The organism is Bacillus paramobilis (genome assembly GCF_038096195.1).
Taxonomy (GTDB): domain Bacteria; phylum Bacillota; class Bacilli; order Bacillales; family Bacillaceae_G; genus Bacillus_A; species Bacillus_A mobilis.
In genome coordinates, this window is record NZ_CP151108.1 from 2991744 (window position 1) to 3006671 (window position 14928).

A 14928-nucleotide genomic window follows, 5' to 3' on the forward strand; every position below is an offset into this window, starting at 1 on the left:
CGTAAGTGAACATTTTGTGAACAAATTTAAAGCGTTATCATATTTTCTTTCCTTTCTGCTCAAATTCACACGTTTACTTATAAAGGTTTTATATATTTCAATGTTGAATTACTAAATTTAACATTAAATAACATTACTACTAGGAGGATAACTATGTATGAACAAGAGTTTTACGCATATCACATCGTAACAAAGAAAAAAATGAAGATGGGACAAATCATTCATTTCAATAAAAATCAAACGAATACCCTATTTCAGTTCTTTTTTGAAAGAGAACATTTAAATTCTAACGGTGAAGATGCTATGCAAATTTTAAAAGAACATTATACAAATGAAGAATTACACATAAAGAATGAAAATGCTAAAGTAATTATGGATTATATGGATCAAACAATTAGAGCCGTTAGAGAAACGATTGTAGAAATGGTTAGGCTACAAGAATTCCCTGAATACCCTTCGAGATTATCTTGTTTATATGCTGCAAATAGCTATGAAGATGCTTTAAAATGGAAAGCATTATTTGATTCTTACAATCGAGAAGTTTTGCAGGTTGTTAAACTACGGGTAATTGGACATTGTTTTGAAGGTGATGGAAATCTTTTACCGAAAGAAGATGGTATTCCTTTTTCTCAAAAAATTGAACAAGCTAGAGAGTATTGGAGAGGAAACGTTAGTAATGAACTTCCTGAGTTACTGATCAATGAAAAAATTGAAATTGTGAAAATTATTGATGATTTTTCCGCAATTCATATTTAATTCCTAACTAAATCATATAGGATGGAGATTAACAAAGATGAAAAAAGTGTACTTCAATCATGATGCTGGTGTGGATGATTTAATTTCACTATTTTTATTACTCCAGATGGATAATGTCAAGCTTACAGGTGTTTCCGTTATCCCTGCAGATTGCTATTTAGAACCAGCAATGTCTGCAAGTCGCAAAATTATTGATCGCTTCGGCAATGGAAATATTGAAGTAGCTGCATCAAATTCCCGTGCGAAAAATCCATTTCCAACAGACTGGCGGATGCATGCATTTTATGTAGATGCTTTACCAATTTTAAATGAGTCTGGAAAAGTTGTAACACCTATAGCGGCAAAACCTGCACATCACCACTTAATTGAAACCCTACTACAAACTGAAGAGAAAACAACTTTATTATTTACAGGTCCGCTTACCGATTTAGCCCGTGCACTATATGAAGCACCTGTAATCGAAGAAAAAATTGAGCGCCTTGTTTGGATGGGAGGAACATTTCGTACTGCCGGCAATGTTCATGAACCCGAACATGATGGAACAGCTGAGTGGAATTCGTTTTGGGACCCTGAAGCAGTAGCTCGTGTTTGGGAATCAAAAATTAAAATTGACTTAGTGACACTAGAAAGTACAAACCAAGTCCCATTAACTATAGACATACGTGAACGTTGGGCAAAAGAGAGAAAATATATCGGTATTGATTTCCTTGGTCAATGCTATGCAATGGTCCCTCCTCTCGTTCACTTCTCAACGAACTCTACTTACTATTTGTGGGATGTATTAACTGCTGCGTTTGTAGGAAAACCTGATCTTGCAAAATTACAAACAATTAATAGTAGTGTTCATACAAATGGACCTAGCCAGGGGCGTACAGTGGAATTTGATGGTGGGCGACCTGTAAACGTAGTATATGATGTACACCACAATGGATTTTTTAACTATATAACTGAATTAGCCAAGAAAGCTTCTACTTAAACCACTATCTATACGAAAAAATAAATATAATGGCATTATTTCAGACGATAAACCCCTATTTAGAATGTGGTTGAAACTACATATTTAACTATTGAAAAGAGTATTGAATTATATTTCAATACTCTTTTTGTCCAATTTGATTAATGTAGTGTCTTACAGATTATTCATTTCATAACCATTTACAAAAAACGTTATTGTTTCTATTTCATCTTCATTTAATTCTCTATTTACGTTTTGTTTATATGCTTCCTTTATGCTCTCTTCAACGCCTTTATGAATTTCTGTATAAGTTCCCACTGTTTTTAATAAATGCATTTCTTGTAAAAACTCAGCCCGGCTTATAGCTGTCCCATGAGAAAGAATATAAGTTTCAGCATCAAATGCCTCCAACTCTTCTATTAATTTAAACGTTCGTTTCGTCGAATAGTTCCACTTTGAAGAAAAGATATTTGCATATATACAGTCTCCTAAAAATAATATCTTTTCTTCTTTCACGTAAATAACAACTGAATCATGTGCATGATCTCCGCCGACATGTTTTAACACGCATGTCACTTCACCAAGGTCTAATTCAATTTGATCCTGGAACGTTAAGGTTGGAGGAATAATTTTAATATTTCTCTCTTTTTCTTCAAACTCTTTCTTGATGCAATCCGCACAAAATGCAATTTCAGTACCCTCTTTTACGCGTGAGTCCAACGCTTCATCTGTCCATTCATAAGATACTAGTGATTGCATTTCTTTTTTCGTTTCAGCATGCGCAATAGTTAATGCATCTTGTAGTACAGGCAATCCAAAAATATGATCCCAGTGCCAATGCGTTAATGCTACGAAATCCGGACTTGGTACATTCTGTTCTTGTAGCATTTCTAGAAATAATTGTGCATGTTCTTCTGAATTCCCCGCATCAATCATTACAGTTTTTTCTTGTCCAACGACCATTCCTAATATAGGTCTATCTGTTTCAGAAACAGGTGTCATATACCAAAATGAGTTTCCTATTTTTTTAATTTGCTGCATAATTAGCTCCTCCATTTACTACTATTCTCTTCAATTATTATCTGTAAAACCTTCATCCAGCACATAGCATGAAATAACACTATTTTTTCTTCCGGCAAACTACTACCATAGAATAGCAGTCTTCCCCTAACTCATTTCCTTCCCAATCATTAAATATATGTAATAATTCAAAACCATTCGCTGCTAATAATCTTTCTAACTCCTGCGGATATGTATAGCGCAGATCAATCGTTGTTTTCAGTTCCTCTACTTGCCCATCATCCTCATAAAATCTTCTTGTTGTTATGTAGTGCTGTATTTGCTGAATTGAATCGTATGTCATTTCAGTATATAAATTACATTTTCTTCCCATTTCATCACTAATAGTTGTCCAATATTCTTCTGTAGATGGTTGTATTAATTCTTCTTTTGAAGGAAAACGTGTATCGAATATAAATATACCATTATCAGCTAACACATGATGGATAGATGTTAATAAATTATTTTGATCAGTATTCGTAAGAAAATGCTGAAATCCGTGGCCAACCATAAATGCTAACGGAATCGTTTCTTCAATCTTTAATTGTAAGCAGTCTTGTTGTAGCCATTTTACTTTTTTACACTCCGTAGATTTTCTCTTCGCTTCAGCAAGCATACCTTCATGTATATCTACACCAATCATTTGATATCCATTTTCTATAAATGGAATTGTAACCCTTCCTGTACCGCAGGCAATATCTAGAATCCATTCATTTTGTATATTTAGTTTTTTTGCCCATGATAGTAAAAACGGAAAATCTGATAAACTTTTATTTTCTATATCATATCGTTTTGGATTTTCATATTCAGATAGACTCCACTTTGTTTGCAAACGTATTCCCCATTTCATATTTCCACTTAAGTTTAATATATAAATTATAACGAATTATTAGTTTTTTCTCTATAATCAAACACAATTACTTGGACTAATCTAACTTTCCTTTTCGTAAGCTAAAAATAAGTGGAAGAATCGGAGTGTGATACGATGGAACGATTATGGATTCCTATGATAGTTACATTTTTTTCATTCGGTGGATTACTATTAGGCGGTGCTGTCGGCATTGCTACGCGCCAGCTAATTGAGGAAAAAATGCATCGTTTATATGCATTATGTGGCGGAATTTTGCTTGGGCTTTTATCCCTTGAAATTATTCCTGAAACATTTGCAAGCTATGAAATAATCGGCCCTATACTCGGTATAGCTATCGGTATTTTAGTTATGAGCTTATTAGATAACTATTGTCATCATCCAATGATACATAAAAAAGATCAACAAGCATGGCAAACTTTCCTTTTTCTTTCTTTTGCTATATTTATTCATAATTTGCCGAGTGGCTTTGCATTAGGTACAGCATTTATAAATCATAATGATTCTGCCATTCCTTTCTTACTTGCGATTGTAATTCACCATATTCCTGAAGGCCTAGCATTAATCATCCCCTTCCTCTTTACAAAGCATAAATACATTTCATTTTTATTAACGACTTTATTACTTTCACTTATTCTCGGAACTGGTACTGTTTTTGGCATTTTGATGGAAGGAAAGGCTCTACATTTACAAGGGCTCATTATGGGGAGCGCTATCGGTTCACTTGGCTATGTCACAATTCATGAAATGCTTTGGAAGGCTAAAAAACAGCTCTCCTTCCTTACATTTTTAACATGGGCAACTAGCGGTTTTTTACTAATAACAGTATTTACACTATTTACTGCTCATCATTAAAGATAATAATATAATCATTTGTATATTTTTCCTTTTTCTCCAAAACATAATAGTATCTACCTAATTATAAGGAGGAAAAATTATGTTTGGGAAAACAGCCGGTGAAGCACTAGTTGACCTATTAATTGACTGGGGGGTAGAACACATATACGGAATGCCTGGAGATTCCATCAATTCTATAATTGAAGCTTTAAGAAAAAAACAAGATAAAATCAAATTTATTCAAGTTCGCCATGAAGAAGCTGGCGCACTAGCTGCTGCTGCCTATGCTAAGTTAACAGGAAAACTCGGCGTTTGTATGGCAATCGCAGGGCCAGGTGCTATTCATTTATTAAATGGTTTGTATGATGCAAAACTCGATAAAGCCCCTGTTCTAGCAATTTCAGGTCAAGTAGAAACCGATTTACTCGGGACGGATTTTTTCCAAGAAGTAAACTTAGAAAGATTATTCGATGATGTTGCGGTTTATAACCAGCGCATTATGTCAGCAGAACAGCTACCAGCTGTCGTGAATCAAGCGATTCGAATGGCTTATACGAAAAAAGGTGTATCTGTTCTTACAATTCCAGATGATGTTCCGAAATTTGAAATAAAAAGTGGGGCTCGTGTTACAAATACTTCTTTTACATTACCTGAGTTATTTCCGCAAGAAGAAGATTTACATGCTGCAAAACTCGCAATAAATGAAGCGAAAAAGCCTGTTATTTTAGCTGGAAAAGGTGCGAAACATGCGAGAGAATCTTTACTTACTTTCGCGGAACACATTGGTGCTCCAATCGTACTTACATTACCAGCTAAAGGGATTATCCCTGATGAACATCCACTTTGCATCGGTGGATTAGGATTAATTGGAACGAAACCTTCTTATGATGCAATGAAACATGCAGATACTTTAATTATGATTGGTACTTCTTATCCGTTCACTGGTTTCTTACCCGAAAAAGCAAAAACAATCCATATCGATACTGATCCTGCCCAAATCGGAAAACGTTACGTAACAGATATCGGCTTAGCTGGTGATGCTGATAAAACATTAAAATGGTTAATTGAAAATGTAGAAAAACACGAGGACCATTCCTTCTTAGAGCATCATCAAGAAATGATGAAAAAGTGGGAGGAAAAATTACACAATCAAGAAGACGATTCTTCTACTCCAATTAAGCCACAACGTGTTTTGCATGCACTGCAACAAGTAGCTCATGATGATGCAATATTATCAGTCGATGTCGGAAATGTAACCGTTTGGACAGCAAGGCACTTCCGTATGACAAATCAGCAATTTATTATTTCTAGCTGGCTCGCAACTCTTGGCTGCGGTTTACCTGGTGCCCTTGCTGGAAAAATTGCTTTCCCGGATAAACAAGTATTTGCTGTTTGTGGTGATGGTGGTTTCGGAATGACAATGAACGATTTCGTAACAGCTGTTAAATATAAACTGCCAATCGTTGTCGTCGTTTTAAATAATAATAAGATCGCCATGATTAAATTCGAACAAGAAGTTATGGGGAATATCGAATTTGGTACAGACTTAACAAACCCTGATTTTGCAAAATACGCAGAGGCGTGCGGAGGTATTGGATACCGTGTTGAGAATGTAGATGAACTACTTCCTGCTTTCGAAAGTGCGGTAAAGCAAAATAGACCGTGTATTATTGATATAGTTGTTGATGCTAACGAAGCACCAATGCCAGCAAAAATCACATTTGGTCAAGCAGCTGGTTATACGAAGCATATGATAAAAGAATTATTTGAAGAAGGTAAGATTGATTTACCACCACTTTAAACGAAAAGACGAGGATAGATAAAGCAGAAAGTATTATGCATTATCTATCCTTTTTTGTACATGTACTAAAACACATTTTTAGGCCTTATTGAACTAAAGCATTCGTTAATTCAATAAGCTTTATAGAAATGCTGCCCTTTAGTTCAATGAGAAAAAACGGCCTTAATTGCAGCCATTGCCTCTCCTTTTGTGCGTGGTGGGTGGTACTTCCATTTTACCAATGGATGGTTTCTTTTTGTTTTTCTTGACATAAAAAGGGGCAAAGTCCCTCAGCCAATTTTCCATGGCTTTTGGGACGGCCCCTCTAACCCTTTAACTGAAAGAAAACCTGTTCAAAACTGCCTCAGTACTAAATATGACAGTGTTAAGCTCATTCCCTCGGCTATCTTTTCCCCTTCTGAAATAGAGACTGCGTAAAAAATTTTTGCTGTTCACGCGAGCAATCACCTGACTGCGACTTCTCGGCAAATTGCAGCATTGCGCTAAGCCGCTAATCCAATCAGCGATTTCTTGATGTGGAAGTAACTCTTTGTCAATCATCGTATCCACGATGTTTACCAACCGCTCATCATCCTCATCGCTAAAAATGTGTCTACCATTATGAAGCATGCCAGAAATAGCGACAAGAACCTCACGCAGCATTGCGACGCTGCTCTCCTCGCACTGCACCAGCTCGACAAAAACATCCGCACCATGAGACGCGCTGTGAGCCCAGCCTCCTACTGAAATGTAACCTCGCAGATCCTTCTCCTCTTTATAATAACGGAGCATCGCATGTATTAATTGCTCAATTTCCGCTTGATTAAAAAATGGATTCTGTCTGTGACGTTGCACAATCAAAGCGATAGGTAAAGCAGAGAACGTCCTTGTAAAAACTGACTGATCATCCTCGCTACCAATACTATAGAACAAATGGTTCTCATCAGTCAGAACAGTTAAGAGGCTTCGTAACTCCTCTTCACTGAATCTATTCTCTTCTCTAATCCAAATATAAAACATCGAATAAATCAGGTTATCCCGTAATTCTGGCTGAGGATCGCCAATATATTGAAGTAACAAAGGTAAGAAGTCTTGATGCCGCTCACCTTCGAGTAACTGATACTCATCCTTCTCAATTCTTTGCAAATCCAGCATCAATTTAGTCCTTGTATCGCTCATTTCTCCATCTCCTTCAACATTAACATAATCTCCTCTATAACAACTTCTGGCTCATCATGATGAATATAATGTCCACTTCGACTAGCAATCCGGTACTTGCTTGACGTTGATAGCCATTGGAATTCTGCTTGGAGTCTTTGCTCAATTCCCAATATTTCTTGAGATGGCCATCCCTCTTCAACATTGTCAGGTAAACCTCTTGTAATAATTACAAGAGGGAGGTTACTTTGCTTTGAATGATCAACGATTTGCTTATAACTTTGTATTTTATCAATCTTCTCACTATTCAACATAGGATTCTCGTAATATTCCCTATTTCTTGCAAGCAGATTTTCGGGTAGAACCTTTTCATAGGCAAGTTCTTTATATTCCGGTGCAGCGTCAACCAAAATCATACCGCAGATGTTCAGTGGATAAAGGCTGGCATATAATCTAGCGACCAAACCACCAAAAGAATGTCCCACCAATATATAGGGCTTCTCCACTTCAAGCGCTAGCAACAATTCGTTGAGCTCCTCGACTAGATCATAGCAAGTCGTCGGGACGGATGCGACTTGCCCCCTGCCAATACCCGACCTGTTATAGGAAAAGGTTGATGTTTTTTGCGATATTCGGTCTTGGACTTTATTCCATGTTTCATAGCTATCGCCTAACCCTGCTATGAAGATTACACTTGGAATACTGTTACGTGAATATTTATTTAATAGTCTATAGTTATCACATATATCAATTATCTTTTTATTTTGTTTAGTCACTTTTAATCACCCAGTTCAATTATAGGCTTTATGCTATCGATATCCCTACAATAATTTGATTATTATATATTTTTATAATTTTACTGCTTTTCATTTTGTAACTTCAGCTATCTCTCTTTATTTTTGTATCTCTCTATAGAAAGAAAAATCATTCACAGTATGCTGTATTTGTTTCTCTTCCTTCACTTCTTTATCCTTGTTCTTAGATATTCTTACATTCCCTAGTTTAATCGCATCTTGCATACTATTACTTACTAAATTCCCCGCCAATATTGTCATACTATAAAAAGCAATTGGTATAAGTACAATCCATGTATGTGTAGTTAAGTGACGGAAGTTTTGACCAATTAGGCCCGTCCATTCCTTTGTTACACTATCTGGATCCATTCCACTGAAGGTTATTGTTCCACCAAAAAATAATTGCAACAAACCCAGGTGTAAAAGAAGTAATAAAGTACTCACAAACTGTTGAGCTACTAATAAAAGAAATGATGGTAACATATGCGGCCATATATGGCGCTTCAACCTATGCCACTTACTTCCGCCGAGCACAGTAGCTGCCAACATAAATTCTTCTTTCTTAACACGCTTTACTTCTTGCGCTACATACAACATAACTGTTGGTACAGCAAGGCATACAAGTACTATAATTTGAAATGCCACACGCAAATATAATGGCACAACTTCTGCTCCACTATCAAACGTTAAAACTTCATTTAATATAAAATAAGAAATCATAACCATCGGTACAATACTAAAAGGATCAAAAAAGGATGAAATAACTGGAAAAGAACGTTTACCATACATACCAAGAAGTAAACCAATTCCCCCTCCAACTATAACTCGTAATATCGCTATAATTATACTCGCTCCAACTGTCCATTTCGCGCCTTCTATTATTAATTGAACAAGATCGCGGCCTTTCACATCACTTCCAAACCAAAATTTACTTGATGGTGAAAATGGAGCTGCCTCTAGTTCCCCTTTTTCGTTATACATCATCGTAAGTTCACGAATATTCCCATCAAAAAACACCGTATATCCAATACTAACAATCATTAGTACACTCAAAAAAGTAATACCTACCCAAAATCTCACATCTCTTTTTACAACTTGCCACATGTTACACACGCTCCTTTATCACATTTTGTAAAAGCGTATGTAATATACGAAATAGTATAAAAAGCGGTACATATAATATTACTAGACTCACTGTAAATATTTCTAATTTAGAATTTTCTTTTACAAAAACAAACATACCATATGTATTAAATATCCATTCAATAATATATAAATTGGAAAGCATAAATAAAATATTTGTTTTCGCATAATAAATTGTCGTCAATAAAACATTTCTTGAAATATGATGTGTCAAAATATGCCGTAAGCTTAACCCTTTACTCTTGGCAAACAAACTATATTCTTTCTCTAATTCTTCTTTAAATCGTAATAACAATAGTTTAATAAACAATAATGTTGTTGGTATTGTAAGACATATAATTGGTAACAAACGTATCCTTTCTTCCCCTAATCCAGCCAGTTTGACCGGCATAAATCCTGTTTTTTGAAACATAATTACGACAAGAAGTTGTGATAATAAAATAAGTAAAATATCCGGTATACTCTCAAACGTAAGAAAAACCCCGTTCCACATTTTCTGTTTCATATGAGAACGTTGCAATACCCAAACGACAAGTATATACGCTATAAGCAAAGATAGTAAAAACGCTGATAGAAATACAATCATCGTTTCAAAATAATGAATCCATATTTGCGGAAATAATTTTCTTGAGTCCCGAAATCCATATGTAATTTCACCCGGTTGTAGTAACTTCCCTCCAAGAAATACAATCGTGTTCCAAAAACCGATTAAATCGATTTGCAATCCCTTAAATAAACGTGGCAGCGCACCTAGGCAGATTATACATAAAATTGCAGCTACTAGTTGTAAACAAGTAACCCCACACCATTTAACAATTCGCATCAACATAACGATTTCCCCTTACCATCCGATAGAATATTCAGAAATCAAAAACCACATTTATTACATCTCTTCAACTATACCTTGCACACGTTTCTTCCCACTAGGTAAAATGGTTTGATATAAACACGTAACAAAAAATAATAAACCAAATAAAATAATAAACAACGTATCTGCACGAATCCATTTCGGGAACAACATCGCTATCGCACCGAGAGATAACAGCTGAAATCCTGTCGTTAATGGACTAAGTAAACTTTGAACACGTCCCATGAATGATTCTTCTACAATTTCATACATCCAGCCCATAATTGCAACATTAATAAACGGTAAAAAGAAAGTCGCAAAAGCGATACATACATAAAAAGACCATACGTGGTTTACAAAGTAACACATACCGAAAAAGACCCCTGAGCCTGCCATACCAAAGACAATAATAGGCTTGGGTGCATATTTCTTCCCTACACTTGTTGCTACTATACTTCCAATTAACAATGAAATCCCTCCAACTACACCGCCCACCATCGCTAAACTTTCATACGTTGCTGGTGCTAATTTATATTTTAATATGTAGGTAGTGGATACGCTTAAAATACCATTTAATAGTCCAAATACGATAAATCCTAAAAGTAATTTTTTTAAAGTGTCATTTTGATATATATACTTGATCCCTTCTTGAAACTCTGTTATTAACATCTTCAAATTAACTTCTTTCCATTTTGTTCTACCGTTTGGCAAACGCACTTTTTCTGGAATGGAAATCGTTTGAATCAAAATACCACTCATAATAAAAGTGAGCGTATTCACTAAAATACTCCCGTAAATTCCAAAAGTCCAATACACCATCGTTGCAATTCCTACACCAAACAAAGCATATAGACTATTTACCATTTGATTCACACCTGCTGCTGCACCGTATTGGTCTGATTCAACTACTCCCTGTATCATCGACTGTTCTGATGGAGAGAAAAATTGTATACATGCATTTTCCAAAAATAAAAATATAAAGACGAGTATAATCATTCCGTAATAAAGCGAAATTAGAATTCCAATATTACAGAGCGAACAACATATGTTACTTACCGTACAAATACGCTGTCTATCAAAACGATCCACTACTGTCCCTACTAATAGAAAAAAGATTAATGCAGGCAATGCCATCATAATTTGTGTCATCGTTGCGTAAACTGGCTGTTTTCCGTATTGATCTAGCAAATAAAACATTAAAGAAATTCCAGCAATCATAGAACCGAGTCGCTCTAAAATATTTGCTAGAAAAAAACGTGCATACACTTTGTTGCGAAATAACTGTAGCATTTCTTTCATACTTCTAACCCTTTCCCTCGACAAAATTTTATTTTTTTAGTCATTTCTCGGAAGTTATATTATATTTTTCGACCATTATCCAATCTTTTCCTTCTATATAGAGAACATTGTAAAAAGACTCTTGTCATTTATACAAGAGTCTTTTTATATAACTTCGCTTCAGTTAATACAATGTATCAAAAAATCTGGATACGTCTCACTACCTTTTTTAATTCTCTAAAATTCGGATATACTTTGTTTATTTTATGAATGTATCGCACATCCACTTATAAAATTTTTCTTTCTCTTCAAATTGTGGATAATGAGCTGATTTCTCAAAAGTAATAAATTCTTTTTGAACTGCTTCAATCTTATCAAAATATGTTTTTGCTGCATGATATGAAGTGTTATAGTCATATTTCCCCATAAGGAAATAAAACGGTAGCTTTATTTTAGTCACCTTATTAGGCAATGGATTCTTTAAATCCTTTTCTAATAAGACCGTTTGAGAATGTGATAGTCCAACGTTATAACGAATTACATCTAACAAGTTATATTCATTACTAAGTAACATCCCGATATTATCACCATCTGGATTTTCAATATGTCTTGATGTTCCACCATATTTCGCAACATAATTTCGCGGAGTGTATGTATCACCATTTTTAATTTTTTCAGTCAACCCATTTAAATAGGAAACCTCATCTGTATTCCCAGCATTTTGTGCCTGTTCAATCACATAGTTTAAACTATCCATTTCACTTTCTACTGTATCACTCATCTGCCCTATACCAACATATGCTTCATATTTTTCAGGAGCTTTATTGGCAGCTTGCATTCCAATATATGTACCGTAAGAATGACCAACCAATATTACTTTTTCTTTACCAAGACGTTTTGAAACATAATCTGTCATAGCTAATACATCTTCTACAAGAAAATCTGATGTAAGATTCGAATAGTCTTCAAAGAAATGATATGACTTCCCACTCGCTCTTTGATCGTAATTTACAACTGTGAAATTCTCTTCCAATAAGTTTTGGTATTTTTGCGCATATGGTATTTCTGAAGTTCCTGGTCCACCATGTACAAAAATAATAACTGGATTGTTCTTATCTTTTCCGCGTATCATAATTTCATGACCACTTCCATTTATCTCTACTTGCTCTAATATACTTATACTGTTATTCCCCTTTATTTGCGAGGTCCATGTAGGAAATATTAGTGCTACGATTAATAATAGTGTAGTGATGGCACCAATAAGTTTTATTAGTTTTTTTATCTTCTTCATAAGTAGTCTCCTTTCTTTAAAATTTATAAAAACATCAATTTAATTCTGTAAAACTCCCTCAAAATAATATGAATATATAACAATTTCTCTCTCTAATTTCATCTTGCTCGTTTGCACATTCTTAATATCCCATACACTTCTTAACTTTCCGCTATATAAACTCTTAATATTTTCTTAATTTTCAATACACGATTCGTAGAAAGACTCGTTCACAATGTATTACAAATATAGAAAAGAGTCCTTGTTTTCTAAACAAGGACTCTTTTCTATAACTATTTCGCTACTTCTTCTTTCGGCATTACCATACCTTTATAAAGTTGGACAGTAATCCAGTAATAGATGAAATAAATGACTAAGAAAATCCCAATCGGCACCCACACCTTTACAAACGGGTCAACTAATATAAAACTGAATAAGTTAAGCCCTACTAACACGTGGGAAATTCCAATAATCGCTGGGAAGATAAATAAATATGAAATTTCTTTATAAATACTTTTCGTTAACATACTACGTCTCACACCGATTTTTCGTAACATTTCATAACGGCGTACATCACGAGAAGCACCTGTTAATATTTTGAACATTAGTGAACTTGCCATCATTGCTAAAAAGGCAATTCCAAGGAAAAACCCCATAAACATTGTTCCACTCATGAAACTGTTCATAAACTGATAAATTGTCATTTTTGTAAATAAGTCTACTTTTGTACCTGTTGTTTTTTCAATTTGTTCTTTTTGTCTCTTGTCTATTTCAATTAACAACGGTTTATATTTTTTCATATCATCTACTTTTGCTAATGTTACACTATGTTCCGTTCCTTGAACTGCTTTGTAGTGTTCTTCATCAGCAATTCTTACAGGTTTTCCGTTAAATTGATTATGTGTAATTTGTATTTCTCTTACAACCGCATCTTCCCAATCCCTTGGCATACGAGGAAGTTTATTGGCTGCTTCGGGAGCTTCCAAAGCAGAATAAACAGGTTCAGTTAAAGGTTCAGCCACACGTTTACGAGCAGGCTCTTTTAAAGTTTTTGTATCAAAGTGATCGGAAACGAGTGGTGGTTTCTCAGTTAAGTCGTTACGTAAATAATAAACCGCTTCTCCATCTACTTTATACTTGTACTTACTTTCTTCAACAATTTCCATTTCTTTCAAGGCCGCTTTATCTTGTTCATTTGGATCATGAATTACAACATCATATACACGAGAAAAGTCTGTCATAATGCCGACATTTTTTTGAAACGCCATACCTGCCGTCATTGCCCCTGCACCTAATGCAATTAACATCGCTACCGTACCTAATACCCTCGATAAACTATTTACTCGAAAGCGTAACTGTGCATATGTAAAACTATTTAAGCCTGTTTCATTTCGTTTTTTATTCCCTTTAATTTTCATCACAAAAAATGGGAGCAATGAACTAAAGATAAAATATGTTCCAAGTGTTGTAACGATTGTCGCTATTATAAAACCGACTTCAGCAAACATTTTTATATTTACCATAAAATAGTATCCTGTACTTACTAGCAATATACCGAGTACTGTCATTATAATAATGCGAGTTTTACTTTTCTTCACTTCATCTAGTGTTTCATCTTCACGAATTAACTCCAGTTCTGTTTTACGTAATAACCGGATGCTATTCATTAAACCAGTAATAAAAAATAGTATTAAGAAGAAAATAGCTGTAACTAAGATTGCTGGTGTATATACAGATGAGTAACTACCTTTCGCTGAAATTTCCATACCATTCATTAAAAAGTTTCCTGCTACACTTGCAAGTAACATCCCTACTAAAATCCCGATAATAATACTGACAATACCCATACCGAATGTTTCAATAAATAATAATTGCGCTACTTTTTTCTTTTTCGCACCGAGCATCATATACATACCGAGTTCTTTTCTTCTTAATGTGAGCAAGAAAGAATTGGCATATATAATATAAAATACAGTAATGAACGATAATAGTATGGCACCTACCCAAAATACGAGTCTAATACTACTAATAAGACTATTATCCTTCGTAAATTCACTATTCATCGCCATCGTTTGGAACATGTAGAAAATACTAATACTAATAACGAGACCAATAAGTAAAACCATATAATCTTTTAGCATCTTTTTCATACTATGACGTGATAATTTGAATAACATAGTCTC

General features: G+C 34.7%; 13 protein-coding genes. 4 read left to right on the forward strand and 9 right to left on the reverse strand.

Annotated features, from left to right (window positions below; translation table 11 throughout):
• Positions 1-153: 153 nt before the first annotated feature.
• Both AABL52_RS15415 and AABL52_RS15420 read left to right on the forward strand, forming a co-directional pair.
• A complete protein-coding gene (locus AABL52_RS15415; RefSeq protein ID WP_341517863.1) occupies positions 154-756 on the forward strand; it encodes a DUF2441 domain-containing protein in 603 nt (200 codons plus the stop codon).
• A 37-nt stretch (positions 757-793) separates the two neighbouring features.
• Positions 794-1732, forward strand: coding sequence for a nucleoside hydrolase (locus AABL52_RS15420; protein WP_341517864.1), 939 nt, complete (start codon positions 794-796; stop codon positions 1730-1732).
• Between the two features lie 153 nt (positions 1733-1885).
• Here the strand turns inward: AABL52_RS15420 and AABL52_RS15425 are convergent, their stop codons facing one another.
• Complete coding sequence (locus tag AABL52_RS15425; protein ID WP_001186123.1) at positions 1886-2752, reverse strand: MBL fold metallo-hydrolase; 867 nt, start codon at positions 2750-2752, stop codon at positions 1886-1888.
• A 79-nt stretch (positions 2753-2831) separates the two neighbouring features.
• Entirely contained in the window at positions 2832-3620 is a 789-nt protein-coding gene (locus AABL52_RS15430) for a class I SAM-dependent methyltransferase (protein WP_341517865.1), read from the reverse strand.
• Between the two features lie 135 nt (positions 3621-3755).
• Between AABL52_RS15430 and AABL52_RS15435 the strand changes: the two genes are divergently transcribed.
• Entirely contained in the window at positions 3756-4493 is a 738-nt protein-coding gene (locus AABL52_RS15435; protein WP_341517866.1) for a ZIP family metal transporter, read from the forward strand.
• Between the two features lie 82 nt (positions 4494-4575).
• Complete coding sequence (locus AABL52_RS15440; RefSeq protein ID WP_341517867.1) at positions 4576-6276, forward strand: pyruvate oxidase; 1701 nt, start codon at positions 4576-4578, stop codon at positions 6274-6276.
• Between the two features lie 312 nt (positions 6277-6588).
• On the opposite strand, the gene AABL52_RS15445 is transcribed toward AABL52_RS15440, so the two are convergent.
• The 7 genes from AABL52_RS15445 to AABL52_RS15475 all read right to left on the reverse strand — a co-directional run bounded on the left by AABL52_RS15445 (position 6589) and on the right by AABL52_RS15475 (position 14922).
• A complete protein-coding gene (locus AABL52_RS15445) occupies positions 6589-7434 on the reverse strand; it encodes a DUF2785 domain-containing protein (RefSeq protein ID WP_341517868.1) in 846 nt (281 codons plus the stop codon).
• Positions 7431-8189, reverse strand: a complete 759-nt coding sequence (locus AABL52_RS15450) for an alpha/beta fold hydrolase (protein WP_341517869.1) — start codon at positions 8187-8189, stop codon at positions 7431-7433. The genes AABL52_RS15445 and AABL52_RS15450 overlap by 4 nt, the downstream gene beginning before the upstream one ends.
• Positions 8190-8306: 117 nt before the next feature.
• Positions 8307-9311 (reverse strand): ABC transporter permease subunit, encoded by a 1005-nt coding sequence (locus AABL52_RS15455; RefSeq protein WP_120450134.1) that lies wholly within the window; start codon positions 9309-9311, stop codon positions 8307-8309.
• A 1-nt stretch (position 9312) separates the two neighbouring features.
• On the reverse strand, positions 9313-10179 hold the full coding sequence (locus AABL52_RS15460; RefSeq protein ID WP_097845116.1) for an ABC transporter permease subunit: 867 nt from the start codon (positions 10177-10179) through the stop codon (positions 9313-9315).
• A 54-nt stretch (positions 10180-10233) separates the two neighbouring features.
• Entirely contained in the window at positions 10234-11496 is a 1263-nt protein-coding gene (locus AABL52_RS15465) for an MFS transporter (RefSeq protein ID WP_236078348.1), read from the reverse strand.
• Between the two features lie 238 nt (positions 11497-11734).
• Positions 11735-12766: an alpha/beta hydrolase gene (locus AABL52_RS15470; protein ID WP_341517870.1), complete on the reverse strand. Its 1032-nt coding sequence runs from the start codon at positions 12764-12766 to the stop codon at positions 11735-11737.
• 272 nt (positions 12767-13038) lie between these two features.
• Entirely contained in the window at positions 13039-14922 is a 1884-nt protein-coding gene (locus AABL52_RS15475; protein WP_341517871.1) for an ABC transporter permease, read from the reverse strand.
• Between the last annotated feature and the right edge of the window lie 6 nt (positions 14923-14928).

Coding starts and splice junctions, on each gene's coding strand:
- AABL52_RS15415 (WP_341517863.1), top strand. CDS start 154: ATGTATGAACAAGAGTTTTACGCATATCACATCGTAACAAAGAAAAAA.
- AABL52_RS15465 (WP_236078348.1), bottom strand. CDS start 11,496: ATGAAAGAAATGCTACAGTTATTTCGCAACAAAGTGTATGCACGTTTT.
- AABL52_RS15470 (WP_341517870.1), bottom strand. CDS start 12,766: ATGAAGAAGATAAAAAAACTAATAAAACTTATTGGTGCCATCACTACA.
- AABL52_RS15430 (WP_341517865.1), bottom strand. CDS start 3,620: ATGAAATGGGGAATACGTTTGCAAACAAAGTGGAGTCTATCTGAATAT.
- AABL52_RS15440 (WP_341517867.1), top strand. CDS start 4,576: ATGTTTGGGAAAACAGCCGGTGAAGCACTAGTTGACCTATTAATTGAC.
- AABL52_RS15445 (WP_341517868.1), bottom strand. CDS start 7,434: ATGAGCGATACAAGGACTAAATTGATGCTGGATTTGCAAAGAATTGAG.
- AABL52_RS15455 (WP_120450134.1), bottom strand. CDS start 9,311: ATGTGGCAAGTTGTAAAAAGAGATGTGAGATTTTGGGTAGGTATTACT.
- AABL52_RS15425 (WP_001186123.1), bottom strand. CDS start 2,752: ATGCAGCAAATTAAAAAAATAGGAAACTCATTTTGGTATATGACACCT.
- AABL52_RS15475 (WP_341517871.1), bottom strand. CDS start 14,922: ATGTTATTCAAATTATCACGTCATAGTATGAAAAAGATGCTAAAAGAT.
- AABL52_RS15420 (WP_341517864.1), top strand. CDS start 794: ATGAAAAAAGTGTACTTCAATCATGATGCTGGTGTGGATGATTTAATT.
- AABL52_RS15435 (WP_341517866.1), top strand. CDS start 3,756: ATGGAACGATTATGGATTCCTATGATAGTTACATTTTTTTCATTCGGT.
- AABL52_RS15460 (WP_097845116.1), bottom strand. CDS start 10,179: ATGTTGATGCGAATTGTTAAATGGTGTGGGGTTACTTGTTTACAACTA.